Genomic DNA, 25,960 nt, shown 5'->3' with positions numbered 1-25,960 from the left:
GACCTGGTGGGAGTTCGATGGTGAACGTGAGGTAGCCCCCCCATGCTGACAATCCTCGGATTCGTCATGATCGCCACCTTCCTGGTGCTGATCATGATGAAGAAGATGTCGCCGATCGCGGCGCTGGTGCTGATCCCCGCGCTGTTCTGCGTGTTCGTCGGGAAGGCCGCCCACCTCGGGGACTACGTCCTCGACGGCGTCGGCAACCTCGCGCCCACGGCGGCCATGCTCATGTTCGCCATCGTGTACTTCGGCGTCATGATCGACGTCGGCCTCTTCGACCCGGTCGTCCGGGGCATCCTGCGCTTCTGCAAGGCCGACCCGGTGCGCATCGTCATCGGCACCGCCGTGCTCGCGGCGATCGTCTCGCTCGACGGCGACGGCTCGACCACCTTCATGATCACGGTCTCGGCGATGTATCCGCTGTACAAGCGCCTCAAGATGAGCCTTGTCGTGATGACCGGCGTGGCCGCCACCGCCAACGGCGTGATGAACACACTGCCCTGGGGCGGTCCGACGGCCCGCGCCGCGACCGCGCTGAAGGTCGATGCCAGCGACATCTTCGTGCCCATGATCCCGGCGCTCGCCGTGGGCCTGGTCGCCGTCTTCCTCCTCTCGTACGCCCTGGGCCTGCGCGAGCGCAAGCGGCTCGGCGTGCTCTCGCTCGACGAGGTCCTGGTCAAGGAGACGGCCGGCGGGACCGTCCTGGTGGGCGCGGGCGGCGGTGACGGCGACGCCTCGCTCACGAAGAACACGACGGCGCCCGCGAAGAAGAGCACCGGCGCCGACACCGCCGCGGCGGACACCGGTGCCGGGTCGGGAACCGAGTCCGACGACGACGGGTTCCAGGGACTCGACCCGCACCGCGCCACCCTGCGCCCCAAGCTCTACTGGTTCAACGCGGCCCTCACCGTCCTGCTGCTCACCGCCATGATCATGGAGTGGCTGCCGATCCCGGTCCTCTTCCTGCTCGGCGCCGCGCTCGCCCTCACCGTCAACTTCCCGCACATGCCCGATCAGAAGGCCCGTATCGCCGCCCACGCGGAGAACGTCCTCAACGTCGCGGGCATGGTCTTCGCCGCCGCCGTCTTCACCGGCGTCCTCACCGGCACCGGCATGGTCGACCACATGGCCGACTGGCTCGTCGACGCCATCCCCGAGGGCATGGGTCCGCACATGGGCCTGGTGACCGGCCTGCTCTCCCTCCCGCTCACCTACTTCATGTCCAACGACGGCTTCTACTTCGGCGTCCTGCCGGTCCTCGCCGAGGCGGGCCAGGCGCACGGCGTCTCCACCCTGGAGATCGCCCGCGCCTCCATCGCGGGCCAGGCGCTGCACATGTCGAGCCCGCTGGTGCCCGCCGTGTACGTCCTCGTCGGCATGGCCAAGGTCGAGTTCGGCGACCACACCAAGTTCACCGTCAAGTGGGCCGTGCTCACCTCGCTGGTGGTGCTCGGCGCCGGAATCCTCTTCGGCATCATCTGATGCCTGACCGACCTGTGCCCGGCGGATCGTCCGGGCCCGGTGGGCGGGGTTGGCTGCTGCGTCTCGTCATCGCCTTCGGCTTCGCGCAGGGGGCGGTGTCGATGGCGCGGCCCGCCGTCTCCTACCGGGCCCTCGCGCTGGGTGCCGACGAGCGGGCCGTCGGCGTCATCGCGGGCGTCTACGCCCTGCTGCCGCTCTTCGCCGCCGTCCCCCTCGGACGCAGGACGGACCACGGCAGGTGCGCGCCCCTGCTGCCCCTCGGCGTCGTCCTGATCGCCGGGGGCTGCGCGCTGAGCGGCACGGCGGACTCGCTCGCCGCGATGGCCACCTGGAGCGGCGTGATGGGGCTCGGCCACCTCTGCTTCGTGATCGGCGCCCAGTCGATCGTCGCCCGGCAGTCCGCGCCCGCCGAACAGGACCGCAACTTCGGCCACTTCACCATCGGTGCCTCGCTCGGCCAGCTGGCGGGGCCGCTCGCGGCGGGTGCCCTGATCGGCGCCGACATCGACCGCACCAGCACGCTCGCCCTGCTCGTCTCGGCGGCGGTCGCCGCCCTCTCGCTGACCTCGCTGTGGCGCATCGAGCACGTCCGTGCCGCGGCCGGACCCGCGAGGCGGACCGCGAAGGTGCCGGTCACCACGATCCTGCGCAGCCGGGGCGTGCCCGCCGGCATCTTCATCAGCCTCGCCGTGCTCTCCGCGACGGACGTCCTCACCGCCTACCTGCCGGTGGTCGGCGAACACCGGGGCATCGCGCCCGCCACGGTCGGGCTGCTCCTCTCGCTGCGCGCCGCGGCGACCATCGCCTGCCGCCTGGTGATGACACCGCTGATCGGCCTGCTCGGCCGCGCGGCCCTGACCGTCCTCACCTGCGCGCTCGGCGCGCTGCTCTGCGCGGGGATCGCGCTGCCCGTGCCGGTGTGGGGTCTCGGGGCGATGCTGGTCCTGCTCGGCTTCTGTCTGGGCGTCGGCCAGCCGCTCTCGATGACGACGGTCGTCCAGGCGGCCCCGGACGGCGCCCGCTCGACGGCGCTCGCGCTGCGCCTGACCGGCAACCGCCTCGGCCAGGTCGCCGCGCCCGCCTCCGCGGGCCTGATCGCCGGAGTGGCGGGGGTGGCCGCGCCGTTCGTGATGCTGGGCGGGCTGCTGCTCGTCGCGGCGGGGCTCGGCGTACGAAGGCGCCCCGCAGGCGCGGACGGCCTGCGGGACGCGACAGCGCGTACGCGGCGGGGAGCTGCGCCGCGATGAGGTGAGCGGTGATGAGTCAGGCCTTGCCAATCGGGCAACTCTCTTTGCCGTTACAGCTTCGGAAAGCGCAGGCTGTGTCCGGAAGGCGGATCAGAGGGAAGCGGAGAAAACCTGATGACGCAGCAGCTGGACTGTCGCCGACATGTCGTGATCATTCCGATCGAGATCGACGAGGACAAGGAAGGCGCGTATCTGGAAGCCTGGGAGGGCGCCGCGGAAGTGATGGCCGCTCAACCCGGCTTCATCAGGACGTACATGTTCCGCACGATCGTTGCGGGGAGCACCTTCTCTCTCGTCAACGTGGCGGAATGGGAGTCCACCGCCCACTGGGAAGCGGCCATGAACGTCTGCCCCATGATGGGGCAACAGATCGCCGTCGCCCATGCCTCGAACTACGAGGTGATCCGGACGGTCCTGCCCGCCCCGGACCGGAACCCGGGCCCCGGCGACGCGTACGCACCCGTCGCCGGGTACGCCACCCCCGAGAAGGGGACGTGAGGCGACCCGCCACGGCACGACGGCGGCTCGGACCGGTGCGGCGCGTGGCCCGGTCCCCGCTGCCCCTGGTGCCAGAAAACTATCAGCGCTAGTTTGGGGCGCGGACGACAACCTGGAGGAATGCGATGAAGGCCCATGACGGGATGTACATCGACGGCGACTGGCGCCCGGCTGCGGGCACCGACACCATCACGGTCCTGAACCCGGCCGACGAGCAGCCCATCGGCGAGGTCCCCGCGGGCACCGCGCAGGACATCGACGCCGCGGTGCGCGCGGCCCGTGCCGCCCTGCCCGGCTGGGCCGCCACCCCGCCCGCCGGGCGCGCCGCAGTGATCGGCGCCCTCCGCGACCGCCTCGTCGCCCGCAAGGACGAGGTCGCCGCGACCGTCACCGCCGAGCTTGGCTCGCCGCTGCCGTTCTCGCAGGCCGTGCACGCCGGAGTGCCGATCCTGGTGGCCGGTTCGTACGCCGAGCTCGCCGCGACGCACCCCTTCGAGGAGCGGGTGGGCAACTCCACCGTCTATCTGGAGCCGGTCGGCGTGGTCGGCGCCATCACGCCCTGGAACTACCCGCTCCACCAGATCGTCAACAAGGTGGCGCCCGCGCTCGCCGCGGGCTGCACGGTCGTGCTCAAGCCCGCCGAGGACACCCCGCTCACCGCCCAGCTCTTCGCCGAGGCCGCGCACGAGGCGGGCGTACCCGCGGGCGTGTTCAACCTGGTCACAGGGCTCGGCCCGGTCGCGGGCCAGGCGCTCGCCGAGCACGAGGACGTCGACCTCGTCTCCTTCACGGGATCGACCGCGGTCGGCAGGCGGATCGGCGCCACCGCGGGCGCGGCCGTCAAGCGCGTCGCCCTGGAGCTCGGCGGCAAGTCCGCCAACGTCATCCTGCCGGGCGCCGACCTCACCAAGGCCGTCAACGTCGGCGTCGCCAACGTCATGTCCAACTCCGGCCAGACGTGCAGCGCCTGGACCCGCATGCTGGTGCACACCGACCACTACGACGAGGCGGTGGAGCTCGCCGCGGCCGCGGCCGCCAAGTACGGGCCGCGCATCGGCCCCGTCGTCAACGCCAAGCAGCAGGCGCGCGTGCGCGACTACATCGAGAAGGGCGTCGAGGAAGGCGCCCGCATCGTGGCGGGCGGCCCCGAATCGCCCCAGGACAAGGGCTACTTCGTCCAGCCGACCGTCTTCGCCGACGTCACGCCCGAGATGACCATCGCCCAGGAGGAGATCTTCGGACCGGTGGTCTCGATCATCCGGTACGAGGACGAGGACGACGCCCTGCGCATCGCCAACGGCACCGTGTACGGGCTGGCGGGCGCGGTGTGGGCCGCCGACGACGCGCAGGCGACGGCGTTCGCCCGCCGCATGGAGACCGGACAGGTCGACATCAACGGCGGCAGCTTCAACCCCCTCGCCCCGTTCGGTGGTTACAAGCAGTCGGGCGTCGGCCGCGAGCTGGGCGCGCACGGCCTGACCGAGTACCTCCAGACCAAGTCCCTGCAGTTCTGACCCTTCTGACCCTTCTGGGCTTCTGACCCTTCCGATCCCGAGGAGTACGTGAACGTGGTCCGCGCCGCCATCCTGCCCGCCGTCGGCTCTCCGCTGGAGATCGCCGAGATCGACCTGCCGGAGCCGGGCCCCGGCCAGGTCCGGGTGCGCCTCGCCGCAGCGGGGGTCTGTCACTCCGACCTGTCCCTGACCAACGGCACGATGCGGGTCCCCGTGCCCGCCGTGCTCGGCCACGAGGGCGCGGGCACCGTGGTGTCCGTGGGGGAGGGCGTCACCCACCTCGCTCCCGGTGACGGCGTCGTCCTGAACTGGGCGCCGTCCTGCGGGACGTGCCACGCCTGCTCGCTCGGCGAGGTGTGGCTCTGCGGCAACGCCCTCGCGGGCGCCGCGGACGTCTACGCGAAGCGACCGGACGGGACGGAGCTCCACCCGGGCCTGAACGTCGCCGCGTTCGCCGAGGAGACGGTGGTCGCCGCGGGCTGCGTCCTGCCGGCGCCGGACGGCGTGCCGCTCACCGACGCGGCGCTGCTCGGCTGCGCCGTCCTGACCGGGTACGGGGCCGTGCACCACTCGGCGCGGGTCCGCGAGGGCGAGAGCGTCGCGGTGTTCGGCGTCGGCGGGGTGGGCCTCGCCACGCTGCAGGCGGCCAGGATCGCGGGCGCGGGACGGATCGTCGCGGTCGACGTGTCCCCGGCGAAGGAGGAGCTGGCCCGCTCGGCCGGTGCCACGGACTACGTGGTGGCCTCGGAGACGACGGCCAAGGACATCCGCGGGCTCACCGGCGGCCAAGGCGTCGACGTGGCCGTGGAGTGCGTGGGCCGCGCCGTGACGATCCGCACGGCCTGGGAGTCGACGCGGCGTGGCGGGCGCACCACGGTGGTCGGCATTGGCGGCAAGGACCAGCAGGTGACCTTCAACGCCCTGGAACTCTTCCACTGGGGCAGGACGCTCTCCGGCTGCGTCTACGGCAACTGCGACCCGGCCGTCGACCTGCCGGTCCTGGCCGGTCACATCCGCGCGGGCCGCCTCGACCTGGGCGCCCTGGTGACCGACCGGATCGGGCTCGACGGCATCCCGGCGGCCTTCGAGAACATGATGGCGGGCAGGGGCGGCCGGGCGCTGGTCGTCTTCTGACCGGTCCCCGGCGGCGCGGCGGTCAGCTCTTCGCCGCCGGGGCCGTGAGCCTGGGGAAGGACGTGGCCGCCGCCAGGAACACGAACGTCGTCAGGACGAACGGCCACGTGAACGCGTGCCCGCCGGACGGCGCGGCGAGTGCCGCCACCGCCGGGCCGAGCGCCGTGGCGGTGGCGGCGCCCACGAGTGCGTACGCGAGGGTCGCGCCCCGCGCGGGCAGGAAGACGCCGCACAGGGCGAGGGAGACGAGGACCGCGTTGTACCCGCTCGTGCCGTCGGCGATCCGCGCGGCGGGAGCGCCCAGCGCCCAGGCGGTGGCGATGCCGGTGGCGCTGCCCAGGCACGCCACGCCCGCCGCGCGGGGACCGGCGACGAGGAAGCCGAGCAGCAGCAGGGCGCCCACGTACCACTGGGGCATGAAGAAGATCTGGCCGAAACCGGCGAAGAACCCCCGGGCGAGGTCGACGGGTCGGAGCGCGGTCGGGCCGGTCGCGGACGCGGTGAGCGCCGCGAGGCCCTCGCCGTGGTGCCAGACGTGCCGGAAGCCGGGTGCCGCGACGGTCGTCGCGGAGGCGACCAGGCAGAACGGCAGGGTCAGCGTGGGCAGCCCCCAGGCGCCGGCCAGCCTGACCACGGCCGCCGTCACGACCGTGACGACCACGCTGCCCGCGACGGCGACCAGCGCGGTCGACAGGTGCTCCGTGCCGAGGAAGACCGCACAACCCAGCGCCGTCAGGCAGGCGTTGAAGCCTTCGAGCCCGACCGACACGCGGTCGTCGGCCACGCCGAGGAGTCGGGCCGTGGCCGTGCCGACCGCGGTGCCCGCCAGGCCGTAGAGCCCGTACTCCCACCCCGCCGCGAAGAGCGCGGCGCAGAAGAGGACGCCCGCGGCGGCGCTTGGCATGAAGGTGACCTGCGCGTGCCCGCGCAGCACCTGCGCGGCGAAGACGCGGGCGCGCGGCGACCCGATCGCCCGCCTTGTCCCCCCGGTCGAGCCACCGGCGTCCAGCGCGTCCCTCGCGTACCCCACGGCCACTCCCCGCCTCATGCCCCTGTTGCGTCCGACAGAACGGATGCAGAGTACATCTACCCGGCCGGAGTGGGGGCTTCCGGTGCGGCGGCCGCTTCGAACCACGTCATCAGGACGTCGTTGGCGAAGGTCTCCCGCGCGGCCACCCGGAACCGCGTCGGGTCGAACTCCCCGGCGAAGACGGGGACCCCGGCCCCCGCGACCACCGGGTAGCTCTTGACGATCAGCTCATCGAGCTCCGGCAGCAGCGCCGCCGCGACGCGTCCGCCCCCGCACAGCCAGATGTCCTTCCCCTGCTGCCGCTTGAGGACGCGGACCAGGGTGAGCGGGTCGTCCGCGGTCACGGTCACGGCCGGATCGGGCGCGGCGCCCAGGGTGCTCGACAGGACGTACTGGCGCAGGTGCGCGTACGGGCTCGGGGTGCCGTGGGCCAGTGCCTGGCGGTAGGTTCCGTGGCCCATCACCACCGTGTCGAAGCGCAGGTCGGGGGCGTCCGCGAGGCCGACGAGCGGGCGCAAGGCGGTCGGGACCGTCTCGGGGTAGCGGGCGTTGACCGACGCGGCGTAGGCGGCGGTCTGCTCCTCGTCGCCCGTGGGGTAGAAGTCGACCTCGCCGCCGGGGCCCGCGATGTACCCGTCGATGGAGGCGCCGATGTAGTAGACGAGCTTGCGCATGCGATGACTCCCCCTGTAGTACTCTCTCTGTAGTGGTGAAAACGTAGTACTGTGAATGGAGTGGTGTCAATGGTGCGCAGGAACGACGGGCGGCGAGCGGCCCTGGTCGACGCCGCCATCGAGGTCCTTGCCAGGGAAGGAGCCCGCGGGCTGACCTTCCGGGCGGTGGACACCGAGGCGGCCGTGCCGACCGGCACCGCGTCCAACTACTTCAGCAACCGCGACGACCTGCTGACCCAGGCGGGTGCCCGGGTCTACGAACGGCTCACGCCCGACGAGGCGGTCATCGAGCGGCAGCGGACGGCCGAGCGGGACAAGGGGACCTACGTCGAGCTGATGCGCGAGGTCGTCGGCCGGGTCAGCGGCTTCCGTACGGGCTACCTCGCCCTGCTCGAACTGCGCCTGGAGGCGACCCGGCGCCCCGAACTGCGCGCGGTCCTCACCGAGCGGGTCAAGACCGACCTCGAAGCCAACCTCTCCTACCACGAGGCCTCCGGACTGCCCGGCGACGCGACGGCGGTCAAGCTGCTCTATCTGGCGCTCAACTGGCTCATCCTCGAACAGCTCACGCTGCCGGACGTCCTCACGGAGGCCGAGCGCGACGAGCTGGTCGCGGCGGCGGTGGAGCGCGTCATCACGGGCTGAGCGGGCTGAGCGGATGGGGGCCTGCTGAGCGGACGGGGCGGGCCGGTCGGTGACTGCCTACAGGCCCTCGATGCCGAGGTGCGTGGCGAACGCCCGCGCCCCGGCCGCCGTCACCCGCACGGCGCGCTCCGTACCGATCCGCTCGCACCAGCCCGCGGCCAGCGCGTGGCCGCACAGCGCCGCCCCCGCGACCCCGGCGAGGTGCGGCTTGCGCTCCGTCCAGTCCAGGCAGGACCGGGCCAGCGGCCGCCGCCCCGGCCGGGCCAGCCCGATCCCCAACTCCCCGAACCACTCCACCCCTTGGTCGGTCAGGGCGAACCCGGTGTCCTGCCGCAGCAGCCCCCGCTCCGTCATCGCCCCGGTGATCGTGATGCCGAGCCGCCCCGCCAGATGGTCGTAACACGTACGGCCGCGCGCCATCGCCCCCGCGGCACCCGCCTCCCGCAGCGACCGGGGCCTCGCCCGCGCCCCGGGCGCCGCGTGGGCGGCGAGATCCTCGACGAGCTGGGCGGCCCGCGCGTCGGCGAGCCGCACGTAGCGGTGCCTGCCCTGCCGGTACTCGGTGAGCAGGCCGCCCGCGACCAGCCGCCCCAGGTGCTCGCTGAGCGTCGACGCCGCGACTCCGGCGTGCCGGGCCAGCTCGCCGGCCGTCCACGCCCGCCCGTCGAGCAGCGCGAGCAGGCAGACCGCCCGCGTCTCGTCCGCGAAGAGTGCGGCGAGCGAGGCGAGGGCGGGGGCGGTCGCGGCGATGGTGTTCGGGTGGCCCGGCTTCATGCGTCCAGGATGCGGCAGGAACCCTTCGGCCTGCGCCGAACCGTGCACCGAGCCGTGCGCCGAGCCGTGCACCGAACGGTGCACCGAGCCGTGCACCGAACCGTGTGCGGAGCGCGTCGCGTCAGGCGCGCGCCGCCACCTGCTCGTACTGCAGCGCGAGCCCGTCGAGGAGCGCCTGGAGGCCCGCCTCGAAGGCCCGCTCGTCGATGACCTGCTGCCGCTCCGCGAGCAGATGGGCCTGGCCCAGGTGCGGATAGTCGGCCGGGTCGTACGCCGCCTCGTCGTCCACGAAGCCCCCGGCGAACGAGCCGAGCGCGGAGCCCATGATGAAGTACCGCATCAGCGCGCCGATGGACGTGGCCTGCGCGGCCGGCCAACCCGCGTCGACCATCGCGCCGAACACCGCGTCGGCGAGCCGCAGTCCGGCCGGGCGGCGGCCGGGACCGCTCGCCAGGACCGGGACGATGTTCGGGTGCAGCGTGAGGGCGGCCCGGTAGGAGACCGCCCAGTCGTGCAGCGCCGTGCGCCAGTCCCGCGCGTCGGCCGCGTCGAACATCGACAGGTCGACCTGCGCGCTCACCGAGTCCGCGACCGCCTCGAGGATCTGGTCCTTGGTGCGGAAGTGGTTGTAGAGGGATGGGCCGCTGACGCCGAGTTCGGCGGCGAGGCGGCGCGTGGAGACGGCCGCGAGTCCCTCGGAGTCCACGAGCGCACGCGCCGTCTCGACGATGCGTTCTCGGCTGAGCAGGGGCTTGCGCGGTCGGGCCATGCGGCACATAGTAGGGCTGCCACAACAAACTAGCAGTGCTAATTTAAAACGCGACGTAGTCCGGGCGGCCGGTTCGTGGCCCGGCGTGAAGAGACGTGACGAGACATGAAGAGGTGTCCATGAACCTGGAGCTCAGCGACGAGCAGGCAGCCGTCCAGCGACTGGCCAAGGACTTCGTCGCGCGTGAGATCGCCCCGCACGTCGTCGAGTGGGACCGCGCCGAGAGCGTCGACCGGAATCTCGTGAAGAAGCTCGGCGAGGTCGGCTTCCTGGGGCTCACCATCGACGAGGAGTACGGCGGCTCGGGCGGTGACCACCTCGCGTACTGCCTGGTGACCGAGGAGCTGGGGCGCGGGGACTCCTCCGTGCGCGGCATCGTCTCGGTCTCGCTCGGCCTGGTCGCCAAGACCATCGCGTACTGGGGCAGCGAGGAGCAGAAGCGGCAGTGGCTGCCGGGGCTCACCTCCGGGGAGTACGTCGGGTGCTTCGGGCTCACCGAGCCGGGCACCGGGTCCGACGCGGGCAGCCTGACGACCAGCGCCGTGCGCGACGGTGACGCGTACGTCGTCAACGGCACCAAGATGTTCATCACCAACGGCACCTGGGCCGACGTCGTGCTCCTCTTCGCCCGCACCGGCGACGCCCCCGGGCACAAGGGCGTCTCCGCCTTCCTGGTCCCTGCGGACACCCCGGGCCTGACCCGCCGCACCCTGCACGGCAAGCTCGGCCTGCGCGGCCAGGCCACCGCCGAACTCGTCCTCGAGGACGTCCGCGTCCCTGCGTCGGCCATGCTGGCGCCCGAGGGCAAGGGGTTCTCCGTCGCCATGTCGGCCCTCGCCAAGGGGCGCATGTCGGTGGCCGCGGGCTGCGTCGGCATCGCGCAGGCCGCCCTCGACGCCGCGGTGCGCTACGCCGGCGAGCGCGAGCAGTTCGGCAGGAGCATCGCCCACCATCAGCTGGTGCAGGAGCTGATCAGCGACATCGCCGTGGACGTGGACGCCGCGCGCCTGCTGACCTGGCGGGTCGCCGACCTGATCGACCGCGGACAGCCCTTCGCCACGGAGTCCTCCAAGGCCAAGCTGTTCGCCTCGGAGGCCGCCGTGCGCGCCGCCAACAACGCCCTCCAGGTCTTCGGCGGTTACGGCTACATCGACGAGTACCCGGCGGGCAAACTGCTGCGCGACGCCCGCGTGATGACCCTCTACGAGGGCACGAGCCAGATCCAGAAACTCGTCATCGGCCGTGCTCTCACCGGCGTTTCGGCGTTCTGAGTACGCGCCTGAGTATCCGCACGGATGTGACGCCCGTGGCGCCTCGCCGATGCTGTTCGCATGACTGAGCCGCCCGTGAGACAACAGACCACCAACGCCTTCTACGGCCAGGCCGTGGCCTCCTTCGCCGTGTCCATCGCGGCCGTCGCCGTCGGCATCGGCTACCTCGACGCCTCGGCCTGGGTGCGGGGCTTCCTCGCCATCGCGGTGCTCTACCTGACGACGTCCGCGTTCACCCTCGCCAAGGTGATCAGGGACCGGCAGGAAGTGGTGCAGATCGTCAGCAGGGTCGACCAGGCCCGCGTCGACAAGCTGCTCGCCGAGCACGACCCGTTCGGCACATCCTGACCGGGACCTGATCCCGGTTCCCGGGCCCAGGACAGGGTCTAAGCGCTTGCTCACCGTCAGAGGTATGGTGTCCCTCCCGAAAGCTGAAGGAGTGGGCGATGAGCGCGGCGGAGGAGATCGGCGGCGAGGAGCAGCCGTGGGGCGAGGTGAGCCCCGACGCGGCCAGGCGGCTACTGATCGCCGCCGTCGAGGCCTTCGCCGAGCGCGGCTACCACGCGACGACCACCCGGGACATCGCGGGCCGCGCCGGGATGAGCCCCGCCGCGCTCTACATCCACTACAAGACGAAGGAAGAGCTGCTCCACCGCATCAGCCGGATCGGCCACGACAAGGCGCTCGCCATCCTGCGCACCGCGGCGGACGGCGAGGGCGGCGCCGCGGAACGGCTCGCGGCGGCCGTGCGCTCCTTCGTCGGCTGGCACGCCGCCCACCACATGACCGCGCGCGTCGTGCAGTACGAGCTCGACGCGCTCGGCGAGGAGCACCGCACGGAGATCGTCGCGCTGCGCCGCAGGTCGGACGAGGCGGTGCGGGACATCATCAACGACGGCGTGCGGGCGGGGGAGTTCGACGTCCCCGACGTGCCGGGCACCACGCTCGCCGTGCTCTCGCTCTGCATCGACGTCGCCCGCTGGTTCAACGTGGCGGGGCACCGGACGCCCGACGAGGTCGGCGCGCTCTACGCCGACCTCGTGCTGCGGATGGTGGGAGCGGCGGGCGCCAGGCCCGGGGAACCTCAGAAGTAGTAGCGCGACACCGTCTCCGCCACGCACGCGGGCTTGTCGCCACCCTCGCGCTCCACGGTGACCTTCGCCGTCACCTGCACGCCGCCGTCCTTCGTCGGCGTGACGTCGGTGAGCTCGGCGGTGGCGCGCAGCCGGGAGCCGACCGGTACGGGGGAGGGGAAACGGACCTTGCCGGTGCCGTAGTTGATGCCCATCCTCATGTTCTCGACGCGCATGATCTGCGGCACCAGGCTCGGCAGCAGCGACAGGGTCAGGTAGCCGTGCGCGATGGTCGTGCCGAAGGGCCCCTGCGCCGCCTTCTCCGCGTCCACGTGGATCCACTGGTGATCGCCCGTGGCCTCGGCGAAGAGGTCGATCCGCTTCTGGTCGATCTCCAGCCAGTCGCTGTACCCGAGCTGTCCGCCGACTCCGGCGCGCAGTTCCTCGGCCGACGTGAAGATCTTCGGCTCCGCCATGTCCCTGGCCTCCTAGACGTATGCAGAAACGCACGCAGAAGCGTACGCAGACTAAGCGCTTGCTCAGCATGCGGTGTGCGCCGACGCGTGTCAACGGAGGTGCCAGTAGGGTTCGAGGGGTGCCCCAGATCCCAGAGAAGGTCAACGAACTCACGGTCGGCCAGCTCGCCGACCGCGGCGGCGTCGCCGTCTCCGCCCTGCACTTCTACGAGTCCAAGGGCCTCATCACCAGCCGCCGCACATCGGGCAACCAGCGCCGCTACCACCGGGACACGCTGCGCCGCGTCGCCTTCATCCGCGCCTCCCAGCGCGTCGGCATCCCGCTCTCCACGATCCGGGAGGCGCTCGACTCGCTGCCCGAGGAGCGCACGCCCAACCGCGAGGACTGGGCGCGCCTCTCGGAGGGCTGGCGCTCGGAACTGGACGAGCGCATCAAACAGCTGGGGCGGCTGCGCGACCACCTCACGGACTGCATCGGCTGCGGCTGCCTGTCCCTGGACACCTGCGTGCTCTCCAACCCCGACGACGTCTTCGGCGAGCGGCACAGCGGCTCCCGGCTCCTGGTGGACCGCAGGTCCCGCAGGACGTGACCCGCCGGATCCGACCCGTCGGCCGTGTCACCGGGTGACCACCGGAAATTCCCTGTGCGACCCCTAGCCGCGAACGCGCCCCCGGCAGCACCGTGTTGGTACGCAAAGGAGCCGCGCACCGTACGTCGGCTTGCGCGCGGCACGTCGACGCCGACCGGGGGAGAGGCCGATGTCCGTTGTCATCTGCTCACTGCTGTGGGACACCGCGCGGCACGGACGGCAGTCCGTCAAGTACGACAGTGACGGCTACCACCTGGTGCGCTTCCCGTACGGCGCGGGCGACGAGTCGTACGACCCGTGGCACATGCACGACCCCGCGAAGGGCGGCGGGAGACCCTCGAAGTTCCCGGACGCCCGCTCGGGGCTGATATGGCCCAGCCACGAGGGCTGGGGAATGCTCTCCGCGATGGTCTTCTGGGAGGCGGACGCGAGGGCGACCGAGTTCCGCTCGCGCTACGTCAGGGACCCGCTGAGCCTGACCACCGGGTACGACTCGACCGCCACGACCGACATCACCCCGACCCGGGGCGGGCAGTACAGGACCTACCTCTGGCAGCTGTTCGTGCACCCGGACACCCCCCTGGGCCTGAAGATCTCGGCACGCGGCGTGGGAGACGTGAAGCGTCCCACGCCGCTCATACACGCCCAGTTCAAGCTGGCCATCCACACGGACGTGAAGACGCCCTGACCGGCCCGCACCTCACGCCGGCACGAGGGGACGCAGCTGCCGCGCCTGCGCCCGCTCCACCGCGTCCGGCGTGAGGACGGGTGCGGGCACGACGATGCCGCAGCCCGTGCAGACCACTCCCGACGACGGCTCGTGCGCAAGCCCGTGCCGCCAGACGAGGTCGGTGTCCGCACAGACCGGGCAGGCCGCGCCCGGCTCCCTCTCCAGCGCCGCGATGAGCCGGCGCAGAACTTCGGCGAGGGGGGCGTGCGGGTGGATGTCCGGGTCGTCGCACCAGGCGATACCGCACCCTCCCCAGGTGCAGCGGTGCCAGTCGTCGACGCTCCCGGGGCGCCTGAGCCCGTCGTGCTTCTCCTTGCGGCGGCGCTCCGCGAAGCCCGCCTCGTAGGCGAGCCAGACCGCCCTCGCCGCCTCCAGCTCGTTCAGCGCCGCCACCAGCCGCGCCGGGTCGGGCGACCTGTCCTCCGGCCCCAGGCCGGCCCGGGAGCACAGATGGTCCCAGGTCGCCCGGTGTCCGTACGGCGCGAACCTCTCCAGGCACTTGCGCAGCGAGTACCGCCGCAGTGCCAGATCGCTCTGCGGATCACGCACCTGTCTCGCGAGACTCCGGAATCCGGCCATCGCCCTGCACCTCCGTCACACGTACTTCCGTACTGGTACCCGTGTTCCGTTTTCGCCGGCGCCGCTGTCGAGACGGGGCCCGTCACGGCCATCGATTCGAAACGACGTCGCCGAGTAGACGTATCGACTCGCGATTCGGCTCCCTCATCGCGCGACGTGTTTCGCCTGCCCGACCCGGCTGGGGTGATGCCTGCACAAGGGGGGCGCGTTGTGGTGATTCGGAAAAGGCGACGTATGTTCATCTTTCGAGTTCGTCAACTCGCCAGTAGCCTCCGGCGCATCGGTCTTCCGCAGGATCCGGAGGAGCACCCATGCGACGACGCGACGGCAGGCTCAGAACACTCACGGCGGGAGCGGCGCTCGCGCTCGGCGCCGCCCTCCTGGCGCCACTGCCCGGGGCCGCGGCCGATCCGGGCCATCCGGCGGCGAAGGGGCGGGCCGCAGGGGACGACGACTACTGCGGCAGCCAGTGCGCGGACATCCTGCCGCCCGGCGCGAACGGCAACGCGACCCTCGCCGAGATCCTCGCCCACCGGCTGCTTGGCACCCAACCCCCGCACGCGGACGACCAGTTGGGCCCCTACGACGCGCTCTCCTCCGGCTACACCTCGCTCACCGACGACCGCCTCACGGAGTTCTTCAACGATGCGTCCTTCGGGGTGCCCGACGGCCAGGCAGCCTCGGTCACCCGGCCGCGCGACGACGTGACGATCACCCGGGACAAGAAGTACGGCATCCCGCACATCAAGGGCACCACCCGCTACGGCACCGAGTTCGGCGCCGGGTTCGCCGCGGGCCAGGACCGGCTCTGGCTCATCGACCTCTTCCGGCACATCGGGCGCGGGCAGCTGACGTCGTTCGCGGGCGGCGCGCTCGCCAACCAGGGCCTGGAGCAGCAGTTCTGGCCGCAGGCCCCGTACACCGAGAAGGACCTGGAGAAGCAGGTCGAGTACATCAGGACGACGCAGGGCGAGCGCGGCAAACAGGCCATGGAGGACGCGCAGGCCTACATCGACGGGCTCAACGCCTACCGCACGAAGTCGAAGGACGGCCGCTACTTCCCCGGCGAGTACGTCCTGACCGGCAAGATCGACGCGGTCACCAACGCCGGTGAGATAGCACCCTTCAAGATCACGGACATGATCGCGCTCGCCTCCGTGGTCGGCGGGCTCTTCGGCAACGGCGGCGGCGGAGAGGTCGAGTCCGCGCTGTCCCTCATGAAGTCCCAGGAGAAGTACGGCGTCGAGAAGGGCACCGAGGTCTGGGAGTCCTTCCGCGCCCGCAACGACCCCGAGGCAGTGCAGACCATCCACGACGGCACGAGCTTCCCGTACGCGGGCAAGCCGGCGAAGGCGCGCGGCACCGCCATGCCCGACCGGGGATCGGTCGAGCGCGAGCAGCTCGTGTACGACCGGACGGGTGGCGCGAGGACCGGCGCGAAGGACCCGGTGAAGGCGCCGAAGAAGCTCAAGCCGCTCCAGGGCATCTACGACAAGGGTGTCCTGCCCCCGGACCTGTTCCGGGCCGACGGCCACAAGAAGGGCATGTCGAACGCGCTGCTCGTCTCCGGCGCGCACACCGCGAGCGGCCACCCCGTCGCCGTCTTCGGCCCGCAGACCGGCTACTTCGCGCCCCAGCTCCTCATGCAGCAGGAGCTCCAGGGTCCTGGCATCAGCGCCCGCGGCGTCTCCTTCGCGGGCGTCGGCATGTACGTCCAGCTGGGACGCGGCCAGGACTACGCCTGGTCGGCCACCTCCGCCGGACAGGACATCACCGACACGTACGCCGTCGAGCTGTGCGAGCCGGGCGGCGGCGCCCCCACCAAGCAGTCGGCCGGCTACCTCTACCGGGGCACCTGCACGCCCATGGAGAAGCTGGAGCAGAAGAACGCCTGGAAGCCCACCCTCGCCGACTCCACGGCCGCGGGCTCCTACCGCATGCAGGTCTTCCGCACGAAGTACGGCGTCGTCACGCACCGCGCGAGCGTCGAGGGCAAGCCCGTCGCGTACGTCTCGCTGCGCTCCACCTACCGCCACGAGGCCGACTCCATCATCGGCTTCCAGATGCTGAACGACCCCTCGTACGTCAACAACGCCACGACGTTCAAGAAGGCCGCCCAGCACATCAGCTACGCCTTCAACTGGTTCTACGCCGACTCGCGCGACATCGCGTACTACAACAGCGGCGCCAACCCCGAGCGCGCCGACAGCGTCGACCCCGCCCTGCCGGTCAAGGCCGGACAGGCCTACGAATGGCGGGACTTCGACCCGCAGGACAACACCTCGGCGCAGACCCCGCCCGCCGAGCATCCGCAGTCCGTCAACCAGGACTACTACATCTCCTGGAACAACAAGCAGGCCAAGGACTTCAGCACCGCGGGCTTCGGCATCAGCGCCGTGCACCGCGGCGACCTGCTCGACGGGCGCGTCAAGAAGCTCACGGAGGAGGGCGGGATCACCCGCGCCTCACTCACCCGCGCCATGTCGGAGGCGGCCGTCACCGACCTGCGCGGCGAACAGGTGCTGCCCGAACTCCTCAAGGTGGTCACAAGCAAGCCGGTCACCGACCCGCAACTGGCCAAGGCCGTGCAGCAGTTGGACGCCTGGCGCAAGGCGGGCGCGCAACGCAACCAGACGGCGCCGGGATCGAAGACGTACGCCCACCCCGACGCCGTACGGATCATGGACGCCTGGTGGCCGCTCCTCGTCGAGGCCGAGTTCAAGCCCGGTATGGGCAAGGAGTTGTACGAGGCCCTGACCGCCCAGCTCGCCACCGACGAGGCACCATCGGCGGGCCACGGACCCACCGGGGCGCACGCCGGATCGGCCTTCCAGTACGGCTGGTGGGGCTATGCCGACAAGGACCTGCGCACGGTCCTCGGGGAGCCGGTGAAGGGCGGGCTCGCCCAGACCTACTGCGGCGGCGGCGCGCTCGACGCCTGCCGCGACAGCCTGCTCACCACCCTCGCCCGCGCCGTCGCCGAGCCCGCCACCGAGGTCTACCCCGGTGACGAGGCGTGCAAGGCGGGCGAGCAGTGGTGCGCGGACTCCGTCATCCACCGGGCGCTCGGCGGCATCACGCACAAGCCGATCCAGTGGCAGAACCGCCCGACCTACCAGCAGGTCGTCGAATTCCCCCGGCACCGTCCGTAGCCGGACCCGCCATCAGCGCAGGGCGATCCGCCCGGCGGCGAACACGACACGCGCCAGTTCCTCGTGGCAGATGTCGCTGTGCGCGCCGGCGGGCGGGCCGCCCCGCCGCACCACCGACGACGTGTCGATGCTCACGCACCCCTCGGTGGGCACCCTTTCGCCCAGCTTGATGCGCCGGGTGCCGTCCACGGCCCGGATGCCGTTGTACCCGACGGCCCCCCACCGCTCCCACAGGTTGAGGAAGCTCGTGTCGTCGCCCGCCAGCTTCGACGCGAGCGGATACAGCCGCCCCAGGGCGTCGTCGAAGTGCGAGTAGCAGGCGACCAGCGGGCCGTCGATGCGGTGCTGCATGCCGTGCAGGGCGCCGCCGCGGAACCTGTCGTGCGGCAGCCGCTCGGCGAACGTGTAGTGCGAGAAGGCGCCCTCGAGCAGCGTCACCGACTTCACCGCGCGCACGTCCGCAGGCATCCCGCGCAGCGCGTACGAGACGAGCCGGGCACCGAAGCTGTGCCCGAGGAGGTGCACCCGGATCGTCGGTACGTCCGCGGCGAGCAGGCCGATCGCCGGGCCGAGGCCCAGCTGGCCCACCGCGCCGGCCCGGCGCTTCATCGCGTAGTACGTGCCCTGCCGCAGCAGTTCGTGCGCGCCGTCCCACAGCCGCTCGCGCAGCTCACCGAGGAGCGCGGGCTCCCCGGTGTCCGAGCGCGCGGCGGCGAACACCTCGCACACCTGGACCGCGTCGTCGGTGAGCATGGCGGGCTCGCCCGCGCCGGTGTCCTGGCCGAAGTGGCGCGCCGGATGCGTCTCGCGCAGGGAGACCAGCTCGCGCACGCGCCGCCCGAACTCGTACATGCGGGACGGCACCCGGGAGCGCTCCGCGAGCAGTTCGGCGATCCGGTCCAGGGTCGCGCCGTGGTCGGGGAAGGCGCGGTCGAGCGCCCGCCGGGTGGCCGGGTCGAGCTCGGGGCGGCCGGGCGGGGTCGCGGGGACGGTGGGCGCGGCCGAGGGGTCGAAGTCGGGGATCGGTTCGTCGGGGAAGCGGATGGCGGGCCAGAGCACCCCGACGTAGCCGAGGCGCACCTCGGCCCCGCACAGGTCCTGGCAGGGGGTGAGGAAGCGCCGGTACAGCTTCCTGGCGTCCTCCTGATCGTTGTTCCAGCCGTGCGCGAAGACCAGCAGATCGGTGACGCGTTCACGTTCCGCGCCGGACAGCAGCTGGGCGCGCTGCGCCGTGTCGACGTCGCCGTCGGCGTCGAAGGTCAATTCCCAGTAGGGCTCCACGCCGGTATGGTCCTGCCGCCCGGCCCGGCTGGCCAGATGCCGCGCACGATCTGCGGGGGCGCGCTCTCAGAGCCTGTGTCATATCCCCGGCCGGGTGGGCGTCGTCTGGCACGCACGCTCGCCGCGTTGCCGAAAAGCCCTAGTAGCTCCTCCCCCAGGCCTGAACGGCCCGGGGGGACCCCCACCGAGGACTTCCCGGCGCCTTGCGATCGCACGCACCAGACGACGCCCACTGATCCGACCGGGGATATGACACAGGCTCTCAGGCGAGTTCCCGCTCCCGGGTCTCGGGCAGCGCGAGGACGCAGAGCAGCGAGACGACGGCCATCGCGCTCACGTACCAGCCCACCGACGAGGAGCCGAACGCCGCCTGCAGTCGGGTGGCCACCAGCGGCGAGACCGCGCCGCCGAGCACCCCGCCGAGGTTGTAGGCGAGCGAGGCGCCGGAGTAGCGGACGTTCGTGCCGAACAGCTCGGGCAGGTAGGCGCCCATCGGGCCGTAGACGACGCCCATGCAGAACAGCGCGCCGCCGAGGGCGAGGGCGATGAGCGCGGGCTGCCCGGTGTCGAGGAGCGGGAAGAGCACGAGCCCCCACACCACCGCGAGCGCCGCGCCCGCGAGGACCAGCCTGCGCCGCCCCGCACCGTCGGAGCGCGTCGCGGCGAGCCAGGTGCCTGCCGCGAGGAAGAGGCAGGCCACCAGGGAGAGGCCGAGCATCGTGTTGCGGGAGATGTGCAGGGTGCCGGTGGCGTACGAGAGGCAGTAGGTCGTGGCGGTGTAGAAGAGGCCGTACGCGACGACCATGCCGCCTGCGCCGAGCAGCAGTTCGCGCGGGTGGCGGCGGAGCACGTCGAGGGCGGGGACCTTGCTCGCCTCCTGCGCCGCCATGACCTTGGCGAAGACCGGCGTCTCACTGATCCGCAGCCGCACGAACAGGCCGACGCCGACCAGGACGAAGGAGAGCAGGAACGGCACGCGCCAGCCCCACGAGCGGAACGCGTCGTCGGAGAGTGTGGCCGAGAGCAGCCAGAAGACGGCGGTGGCCGCAAAGAAGCCGACGGACGGGCCGAGTTGGGGGAAGGCCGCGTACAGGCCGCGCTTCTTCCTCGGCGCGTGCTCCACCGCGAGCAGCGCCGCCCCGCCCCACTCGCCGCCGAGCCCGACGCCCTGGAGGAAGCGGAGCAGGATCAGCAGCACCGGGGCCCAGACGCCCCACGTGCCGTAGCCGGGCAGAAGACCCACGAGGGCGGTGGAGAGCCCCATCAGGAGCAGCGAGGCCACCAGGACCGACTTGCGCCCGACCCGGTCGCCGAAGTGCCCGAAGACCACCGAGCCGATGGGCCGGGCGGCGAACGCCACCGCGTACGTGGAGAACGACGCGAGGGTGGCGTTGACCGGGTCGAGGTTCGGGAAGAAGGCCTCGTTCAGGACGAGGGCGGCCGCCGTGCCGTAGATGTAGAAGTCGTAGAACTCGATGGCCGTCCCGATGAAAGAGGCCACGGCGACTCTGCGCAGGCTCTCGGGGCTCGCTTCCGCGTCCTGGACCTGCTGTTTCTCTGCTGCTGTCGCTTCGCTGTGCACGAGCGGCACTCTCATGGCGGATGCAGGGAGCAGTCAATACCCGGGACGGCTCGTCTCGGCTTCTGAGACCGCGTCACCCGGCGGGCTGCCGGTGGGCCGCCGTGACCTCGTGCAGATGGATCAGGATGTCGTGCGAGGGCGCGAGGCGGATCTTGTACGGTCCGTCGGGCCACCCCGAGCCGATGCTGCGGGTCACGCGCGCCGTGCCGAGCCACTTCCTGGTGGCGGCGGGCAGCGTCCGCAGGTCCACGAAGTAGTCGTCGAGGCGCACCTTGTCGAGGGTGTGCTCGTTCATGCCGCGCGTGGCGGGGCCCACGGAGTGCGACTTCCACCGTCCGTTGTCCGCGCCCTGCGCCATGAACGAGCCCCGGTCGAAGGTGAATCCGATGCTCGCGTACCGCTTGCCGAGGCGGTCGCGGAGGAAGGCGCCCTGCATCTTCGGATAGCGCGGGTCGTAGGACTCGTACGAGACATGGGCGTTGTGGGCCGACAGGAACACCTTGCCGCCCGTGTACCGCTGCCACCACGCGGTGTTCTGAGCCATCAGCCGGTCGCGGTACAGCATGGCGTCCTTCTTGCCCTCGTCCGTGTCGAGCGGAAAGGCGTACATGTCGGCGGTCTGTGCGACGGACCGGGCGTGGTGCAACGCGAGGCCGAGCGACGGGCTCTCCGCGCCCTTCTGACGGGACCTCAGCAACCGGTACGCCGTGCCTGCCTTCTTCGCCAGCGCCTTGCGTTCCGCGAGCGGCCGCCCCATGTAGGTGTCGCCGTCCGTCAGGCGGCGCAGCGGCGCGTACAGCCCGTCGATCCGCGGGAGCAGATCCGGCTCGTGCGCGCGCACGTAGTCCCGCACCCCGTCGAAGAGCTCCACGCCCTGCTCCGGGTAGTTGAGGTCGTTGCCCATGAAGCGCAGCTCGCGCTCCGGATGCCGTTCGTTGTACGCGCGCATCCAGCGCAGCAGATGCACGTACTCGTCCGTGTCCCACGGCGTCTTCGCCAGCTCCCGGTGGACCAGTTCGCGCGCATCGCCCGCGCCGCCCCGCACATAGGCGTCGAAGCGCAGCCCCGTCGTCCAGCTGACCTCCTGGGCGAAGGTGGTGAACCCCTTCTCGGCCACGAGGTGGCGGAAGACCCGCTCCTTCATGGTGAAGAACTCGTGGGATCCGTGCGTCGCCTCGCCGAGACCCACCACGGAGGCGTCGCCCACCATCCGCCCCAGCGGCCGCAGGTCCTTGGCGGCGCCGCCCGGGACGGTCGAGCGCAGCGGGTGGGCCGCACGCTCGATCGCCGCGACCGGGCCGGCGGGACGCTGCGTGGCCACCGCGGCCCCGGGAGCGAGCAGCGCGCCCGCCCCGGCCGCCGCCACCAGCAGGAGCGGAACCCCGCGCCGCGTCACCCGTGTTGTCATGCCTGCCTCCCCGACGTGCCGGAATCCCCGGTGGATTCCGCGTGGAGGATCACGGTCCCGCGCGGGTGGACACGGCACCATCCGGCAGGCACCCGCAGGCCCGGTGGGGTCTGCCCCACCGCGGCCGCGGCGTGTACGTTCGACGGCATGGCTGAATTCATCCTCGTGGCAGGCGCATGGCTCGGCTCGTGGGCATGGGAGGACGTGGCGCAGGAGCTGCGGGCGGCCGGGCACGGCGCCCACCCCCTGACGCTCTCCGGACTCGCGGACAAGCAGCACGTGCCGGCCGGACAACAGACCCATGTACAGGACATCCTCGACGAGGCCGAGCGCCTCGGCCCGCGGGACGTCGTCCTCGTCGGGCACAGCTACGCGGGCATCCCCGTCGGCCAGGCCGCGGAGCGGATAGGCGACCGGCTGGCCCGTGTCGTGTTCGTCGACTCCAACGTCCCCGTCGACGGGGAGTCGTTCGCCTCCCTGTGGTGGCAGGGCGAGCCGGCCTTCGAGGCCCTGCTCGCGAAGGGCGACGGCTCCTGGTCGCCGAGCGCGGGCGACTTCGACGGACAGGGTCTGGACAGCGAGCAGGTCGCCCGGATCGCGAGCGGCGCGACACCGCACCCGGGCGCCACCCTGACCGAGCCCGCCGTGCTCGAACGCTCGCTGGACGAACTGCCCGCGACGTACGTCAAGTGCCTGCTCGACGGGGAAGAGCCGCTGGAGGAGGTCGCCGACCTGCTCAAGAGCGAGCACTGGCGGCTCGTCGAGATGGACACCGGGCACTGGCCGATGTTCTCCCAGCCGCGCGAGCTGGCCCGGATCCTGCACGCGAGCGTACGCGCCTGAGCGGTCCGGGCACCGCCCCTCCACCCACGCCGCCCCTCTTTCCCCGCGACATACCGACTGGTTAGTCTGCCGGGGAAGCCGAGCCGCGGGTGAAGGAGAACGAGCGTGGAGACCTTGCAGGACAAGGGAGTCGTCGTCACCGGCGGGGGAGGCGGGATCGGAGCCGCGCTGGCCCGCCGCTTCGCCGCCGAGGGGGCCCGCGTCGTCGTCAACGACCTGGACGGCGACAAGGCGCGGGCGGTCGCCGACGAGGTGGGCGGCATCGCCGTGCCGGGCGACGCCTCCGTGATCGTGCCGGAGGCCAGGGAGGCGCTCGGCGGCACGGTCGACGTGTACTGCGCCAACGCCGGGCTCGGCTCCGGCGGCAGCGAGGCCGCGCCCGAGGAGGTCTGGGCCACGGCCTGGGACGTCAACGTCATGGCGCACGTACGGGCGGCGAACGCGCTGCTGCCGCAGTGGCTGGAGCGCGGCAGCGGCCGCTTCGTCTCCACGGTCTCCGCGGCGGGACTGCTCACCATGATCGGCGCCGCGCCCTACAGTGTCACCAAGCACGGGGCGTACGCCTTCGCCGAGTGGCTCTCGCTCACGTACCGCCACCGCGGCGTCAAGGTCCACGCGATCTGCCCGCAGGGCGTGCGCACCGACATGCTCACCGCGAGCGGCACCGCGGGCGACCTCGTGCTCACCCCCACCGCGATCGAGCCCGCGGATGTCGCCGCCGCGCTCTTCGCGGGCATGGCCGAGGACCGCTTCCTGATCCTGCCCCACCCCGAGGTCGCCGCGTACTACCGGGCCCGCGCAAAGACCCCCGACAAGTGGCTGGCCGGCATGAACCACATCCAGCAGAAGTGGGAGGCGACGCAGCGGTGAACGACCCCCACCCCGCCGGTTCCGGTTACGCGGCCAAGCCCTGGCTCGCCCGCCTCAACGACGCCCAGCGCGGCCCCGTCCACCCCGCAGCCTCCCTGCCGCACGCCTTCCGGGACGCCGTCGCCAGGGCTCCCGGGCACACCGCCCTCGCCTACTTCGACGGACGCCTGACCTACCGCGAGACGGATGCCCTCTCCGACTCCGTCGCCGGGCACCTGGCCGCGCGCGGCGTCGAACGCGGCGACCGCGTCGCCATCCTCCTGCAGAACACCCCGCATTTCGTGCTCGCGCTCCTCGGCGCGTGGAAGGCGGGCGCGACCGTCGTCCCCGTCAACCCCATGTACAAGTCCGCCGAGGTCGGCCACGTCCTCGCGGACGCCGGGGTGAGCGTGCTGATCTGCTCGGACCGCGCCTGGGAGACGTATCTGCGCGACACGGCGGCAGGATCGCCGGTGCGCGTCGTCCTCACCGCCTGCCAGCTCGACCTGCAGACCCGCAACGACACCCGCGTCCTGGACTTCGAGCGCCTGCCGGTGCCCGCCGACGCCGACGACCTGGTGGCGGTCGCGCGCCAGGGGCACGAGGCCCCCGCCGACCGCGAGCCTCACCCGTCCGACGTGGCGCTGATCAGCTACACCTCGGGCACCAGCGGCGCCCCCAAGGGCGCCATGAACACCCACGGCAACATCACCTACAACGCCGAACGCCAGCGCACAGGATCCGGGATACCGGAAGGCTCCTGCTACTTCGCGATGGCGCCGCTCTTCCACATCACCGGCATGGTCGCGCAGGTCGCGGCCTGTATCGCCAACGCGGGCACGCTCGCCCTCGCCTACCGCTTCGAGGCCGGCGTGGTCCTCGACGCCTTCGCCGAGCACCGCCCCGCGTACACCGTCGGCCCCTCCACCGCCTTCATGGCGCTGGCCGCCCACCCCTCGGCGACCCGCGCGCACTTCGACTCCTTCGTGCTGATCTCCTCGGGCGGCGCGCCGCTGCCGCCCGCCCTGGTCGAGAAGTTCCGCGCCTCCTTCGGCCCCTACCTGCACAACGGCTACGGCCTCACCGAGTGCACCGCGCCCTGCGCCTCCGTGCCGCCGGGCCGGGAGGCCCCGGTCGACCCCGTCTCCGGCACCCTCGCCGTCGGCGTCCCGGGTCCCGAGACGGTCGTACGCATCCTGGACGACCACGGCCGCGAGGTGCCGTTCGGGGAGCAGGGCGAGATCGCCGTACGCGGACCGCAGGTGGTGCCCGGCTACTGGCGGCGCCCCGACGCCACCGCGGAGTCCTTCCCCGACGGCGAACTGCGCACCGGCGACATCGGGTTCATGGACCCGCGGGGCTGGCTCTACGTCGTCGACCGGAAGAAGGACATGATCAACGCGTCCGGCTTCAAGGTCTGGCCGCGCGAGGTCGAGGACGTCCTGTACGCCCACCCCGCCGTGCGCGAGGCGGCCGTCGTCGGAATCCCCGACAGCTACCGGGGCGAGACCGTCAAGGCGTACGTCAGCCTGCGTCCGGGCGACGGAACAGGACCCGACGAGCTGGCCGCGTACTGCAAGGAGCGGCTCGCCGCGTACAAATACCCGCGCGAGGTCGAGGTCCTGACGGAGCTGCCGAAGACGACAAGTGGGAAGATCCTCCGGCGGGAACTGCGTTCCCGCACCCGGCAGGACAAGTGACGCGAAAGGCAGGTGGCGACAGTGGCCCGAACGACGGACGGTGAAAGCACACCCGTCCCACAGCGCCTGCTGGCCGCCGCCACCAGGCTCTTCGCCGACCACGGCTACGACCGTACGTCGGTGCAGGAGATCGTGGAGGCGGCCGGCGTCACCAAGGGCGCGCTCTACCACTACTTCGGCTCCAAGGACGACCTCCTGCACGAGGTCTACGCCCGCATGCTCCGCGTCCAGCAGGAGCGCCTCGACACCATCGCCGACGCCGACGCCCCGGTCGAGCGGCGGGTGCGGGACGCCGCCGCGGACGTCGTGGTCACCACCATCGACAACCTCGACGACGCGTCGATCTTCTTCCGCTCCATGCACCACCTCAGCCCGGAGAAGAACAAGCAGGTCCGCGCCGAACGGCGCCGCTACCACGAGCGGTTCCGTGCGCTGATCGAGGAGGGCCAGGAGTCGGGCGTCTTCTCCACGGCGACCCCGGCCGACCTGGTCGTGGACTACCACTTCGGCTCCGTCCACCACCTGTCCACCTGGTACCGGCCCGAGGGACCGCTCACCCCGCAACAGGTCGCCGACCACCTCGCGGACCTGCTGCTGAGGGCGCTGCGGCCATGAGGTGACCGGGCGGCCGGTCGCCCGGTCACCCGCGGGAGCAG

Annotated in this window: 25 protein-coding genes; 16 read left to right on the top strand and 9 right to left on the bottom strand. The window is 71.9% G+C overall.

Translation table 11 applies throughout. The features are described 5' to 3' along the window. The first annotated feature begins 42 nt into the window (after positions 1 to 42). The 5 genes from AC07DI_RS24835 (at position 43) to AC07DI_RS24815 (ending at position 5,878) form a co-directional block, all read left to right on the top strand. A complete protein-coding gene (locus AC07DI_RS24835) occupies positions 43 to 1,485 on the top strand; it encodes a CitMHS family transporter (protein WP_478906143.1) in 1,443 nt (480 codons plus the stop codon). Further along, positions 1,485 to 2,732, top strand: a complete 1,248-nt coding sequence (locus tag AC07DI_RS24830) for an MFS transporter (RefSeq protein ID WP_478906142.1) — start codon at positions 1,485 to 1,487, stop codon at positions 2,730 to 2,732. Before AC07DI_RS24835 ends, AC07DI_RS24830 begins: the two co-directional genes overlap by 1 nt. A gap of 114 nt (positions 2,733 to 2,846) precedes the next feature. After that, positions 2,847 to 3,230, top strand: a complete 384-nt coding sequence (locus AC07DI_RS24825; protein ID WP_478906141.1) for an antibiotic biosynthesis monooxygenase family protein — start codon at positions 2,847 to 2,849, stop codon at positions 3,228 to 3,230. 125 nt (positions 3,231 to 3,355) lie between these two features. Next, positions 3,356 to 4,744 carry an aldehyde dehydrogenase family protein gene (locus tag AC07DI_RS24820; protein WP_478906140.1) on the top strand — a complete coding sequence of 463 codons (1,389 nt, stop codon included), beginning with the start codon at positions 3,356 to 3,358 and terminating at the stop codon, positions 4,742 to 4,744. Between the two features lie 54 nt (positions 4,745 to 4,798). Then, positions 4,799 to 5,878: a Zn-dependent alcohol dehydrogenase gene (locus tag AC07DI_RS24815; protein WP_478906206.1), complete on the top strand. Its 1,080-nt coding sequence runs from the start codon at positions 4,799 to 4,801 to the stop codon at positions 5,876 to 5,878. 22 nt (positions 5,879 to 5,900) lie between these two features. Here the strand turns inward: AC07DI_RS24815 and AC07DI_RS24810 are convergent, their stop codons facing one another. Both AC07DI_RS24810 and AC07DI_RS24805 read right to left on the bottom strand, forming a co-directional pair. Continuing rightward, a complete protein-coding gene (locus AC07DI_RS24810; protein ID WP_478906139.1) occupies positions 5,901 to 6,908 on the bottom strand; it encodes an urea transporter in 1,008 nt (335 codons plus the stop codon). Between the two features lie 56 nt (positions 6,909 to 6,964). Further along, entirely contained in the window at positions 6,965 to 7,582 is a 618-nt protein-coding gene (locus tag AC07DI_RS24805) for a dihydrofolate reductase family protein (RefSeq protein WP_478906138.1), read from the bottom strand. Between the two features lie 69 nt (positions 7,583 to 7,651). Between AC07DI_RS24805 and AC07DI_RS24800 the strand changes: the two genes are divergently transcribed. Then, positions 7,652 to 8,227 (top strand): TetR/AcrR family transcriptional regulator, encoded by a 576-nt coding sequence (locus tag AC07DI_RS24800; protein WP_478906137.1) that lies wholly within the window; start codon positions 7,652 to 7,654, stop codon positions 8,225 to 8,227. Between the two features lie 57 nt (positions 8,228 to 8,284). Here the strand turns inward: AC07DI_RS24800 and AC07DI_RS24795 are convergent, their stop codons facing one another. Both AC07DI_RS24795 and AC07DI_RS24790 read right to left on the bottom strand, forming a co-directional pair. Continuing rightward, the gene (locus tag AC07DI_RS24795; protein ID WP_478906136.1) at positions 8,285 to 9,001 is read right to left on the bottom strand and encodes an ArsR/SmtB family transcription factor; all 717 of its coding nucleotides are present in this window, start codon (positions 8,999 to 9,001) and stop codon (positions 8,285 to 8,287) included. A 121-nt stretch (positions 9,002 to 9,122) separates the two neighbouring features. After that, positions 9,123 to 9,770 (bottom strand): TetR/AcrR family transcriptional regulator, encoded by a 648-nt coding sequence (locus tag AC07DI_RS24790; RefSeq protein WP_384251490.1) that lies wholly within the window; start codon positions 9,768 to 9,770, stop codon positions 9,123 to 9,125. Between the two features lie 119 nt (positions 9,771 to 9,889). On the opposite strand from AC07DI_RS24790, the gene AC07DI_RS24785 reads away from it, so the two are divergent. From AC07DI_RS24785 to AC07DI_RS24775, 3 genes are all read left to right on the top strand, one after another. Continuing rightward, complete coding sequence (locus AC07DI_RS24785; protein ID WP_384251722.1) at positions 9,890 to 11,041, top strand: acyl-CoA dehydrogenase family protein; 1,152 nt, start codon at positions 9,890 to 9,892, stop codon at positions 11,039 to 11,041. A gap of 60 nt (positions 11,042 to 11,101) precedes the next feature. Beyond that, positions 11,102 to 11,389 carry a YiaA/YiaB family inner membrane protein gene (locus tag AC07DI_RS24780; RefSeq protein WP_384251493.1) on the top strand — a complete coding sequence of 96 codons (288 nt, stop codon included), beginning with the start codon at positions 11,102 to 11,104 and terminating at the stop codon, positions 11,387 to 11,389. A gap of 98 nt (positions 11,390 to 11,487) precedes the next feature. Then, a complete protein-coding gene (locus AC07DI_RS24775) occupies positions 11,488 to 12,135 on the top strand; it encodes a TetR/AcrR family transcriptional regulator (protein WP_478906135.1) in 648 nt (215 codons plus the stop codon). Here the strand turns inward: AC07DI_RS24775 and AC07DI_RS24770 are convergent. Further along, positions 12,126 to 12,590, bottom strand: coding sequence for a MaoC family dehydratase (locus tag AC07DI_RS24770; protein ID WP_384251497.1), 465 nt, complete (start codon positions 12,588 to 12,590; stop codon positions 12,126 to 12,128). The two genes, AC07DI_RS24775 and AC07DI_RS24770, sit on opposite strands and share 10 nt — an antisense overlap. Positions 12,591 to 12,709: 119 nt before the next feature. On the opposite strand from AC07DI_RS24770, the gene soxR reads away from it, so the two are divergent. Further along, the gene (soxR, locus tag AC07DI_RS24765; RefSeq protein WP_384251500.1) at positions 12,710 to 13,180 is read left to right on the top strand and encodes a redox-sensitive transcriptional activator SoxR; all 471 of its coding nucleotides are present in this window, start codon (positions 12,710 to 12,712) and stop codon (positions 13,178 to 13,180) included. A gap of 169 nt (positions 13,181 to 13,349) precedes the next feature. After that, the gene (locus tag AC07DI_RS24760; RefSeq protein ID WP_384251501.1) at positions 13,350 to 13,868 is read left to right on the top strand and encodes a hypothetical protein; all 519 of its coding nucleotides are present in this window, start codon (positions 13,350 to 13,352) and stop codon (positions 13,866 to 13,868) included. Between the two features lie 12 nt (positions 13,869 to 13,880). Here AC07DI_RS24760 and AC07DI_RS24755 read toward each other — a convergent pair whose 3' ends face one another. Continuing rightward, on the bottom strand, positions 13,881 to 14,489 hold the full coding sequence (locus AC07DI_RS24755; protein ID WP_384251504.1) for a hypothetical protein: 609 nt from the start codon (positions 14,487 to 14,489) through the stop codon (positions 13,881 to 13,883). Between the two features lie 311 nt (positions 14,490 to 14,800). On the opposite strand from AC07DI_RS24755, the gene AC07DI_RS24750 reads away from it, so the two are divergent. Continuing rightward, a complete protein-coding gene (locus AC07DI_RS24750) occupies positions 14,801 to 17,641 on the top strand; it encodes a penicillin acylase family protein (protein ID WP_478906134.1) in 2,841 nt (946 codons plus the stop codon). A 12-nt stretch (positions 17,642 to 17,653) separates the two neighbouring features. Here the strand turns inward: AC07DI_RS24750 and AC07DI_RS24745 are convergent, their stop codons facing one another. From AC07DI_RS24745 to AC07DI_RS24735, 3 genes are all read right to left on the bottom strand, one after another. Then, positions 17,654 to 18,922 carry a serine-threonine protein kinase gene (locus AC07DI_RS24745; protein ID WP_384251509.1) on the bottom strand — a complete coding sequence of 423 codons (1,269 nt, stop codon included), beginning with the start codon at positions 18,920 to 18,922 and terminating at the stop codon, positions 17,654 to 17,656. A gap of 262 nt (positions 18,923 to 19,184) precedes the next feature. Beyond that, positions 19,185 to 20,519 carry an MFS transporter gene (locus tag AC07DI_RS24740; RefSeq protein ID WP_384251511.1) on the bottom strand — a complete coding sequence of 445 codons (1,335 nt, stop codon included), beginning with the start codon at positions 20,517 to 20,519 and terminating at the stop codon, positions 19,185 to 19,187. A 58-nt stretch (positions 20,520 to 20,577) separates the two neighbouring features. Beyond that, the gene (locus tag AC07DI_RS24735; protein ID WP_478906133.1) at positions 20,578 to 21,912 is read right to left on the bottom strand and encodes an erythromycin esterase family protein; all 1,335 of its coding nucleotides are present in this window, start codon (positions 21,910 to 21,912) and stop codon (positions 20,578 to 20,580) included. Between the two features lie 147 nt (positions 21,913 to 22,059). On the opposite strand from AC07DI_RS24735, the gene AC07DI_RS24730 reads away from it, so the two are divergent. The 4 genes from AC07DI_RS24730 (at position 22,060) to AC07DI_RS24715 (ending at position 25,919) form a co-directional block, all read left to right on the top strand. Then, the gene (locus AC07DI_RS24730) at positions 22,060 to 22,755 is read left to right on the top strand and encodes an alpha/beta fold hydrolase (protein WP_384251516.1); all 696 of its coding nucleotides are present in this window, start codon (positions 22,060 to 22,062) and stop codon (positions 22,753 to 22,755) included. 105 nt (positions 22,756 to 22,860) lie between these two features. Further along, entirely contained in the window at positions 22,861 to 23,625 is a 765-nt protein-coding gene (locus AC07DI_RS24725) for an SDR family oxidoreductase (protein ID WP_478906132.1), read from the top strand. Beyond that, the gene (locus AC07DI_RS24720; protein ID WP_478906131.1) at positions 23,622 to 25,304 is read left to right on the top strand and encodes a class I adenylate-forming enzyme family protein; all 1,683 of its coding nucleotides are present in this window, start codon (positions 23,622 to 23,624) and stop codon (positions 25,302 to 25,304) included. Before AC07DI_RS24725 ends, AC07DI_RS24720 begins: the two co-directional genes overlap by 4 nt. 21 nt (positions 25,305 to 25,325) lie before the next feature. Continuing rightward, positions 25,326 to 25,919 carry a TetR/AcrR family transcriptional regulator gene (locus AC07DI_RS24715; RefSeq protein WP_384251522.1) on the top strand — a complete coding sequence of 198 codons (594 nt, stop codon included), beginning with the start codon at positions 25,326 to 25,328 and terminating at the stop codon, positions 25,917 to 25,919. Positions 25,920 to 25,960 lie beyond the last annotated feature (41 nt).

Source organism: Streptomyces sp. NPDC044106 (assembly GCF_056433985.1).
This window is presented reverse-complemented; position numbering and strand designations above follow the sequence as displayed.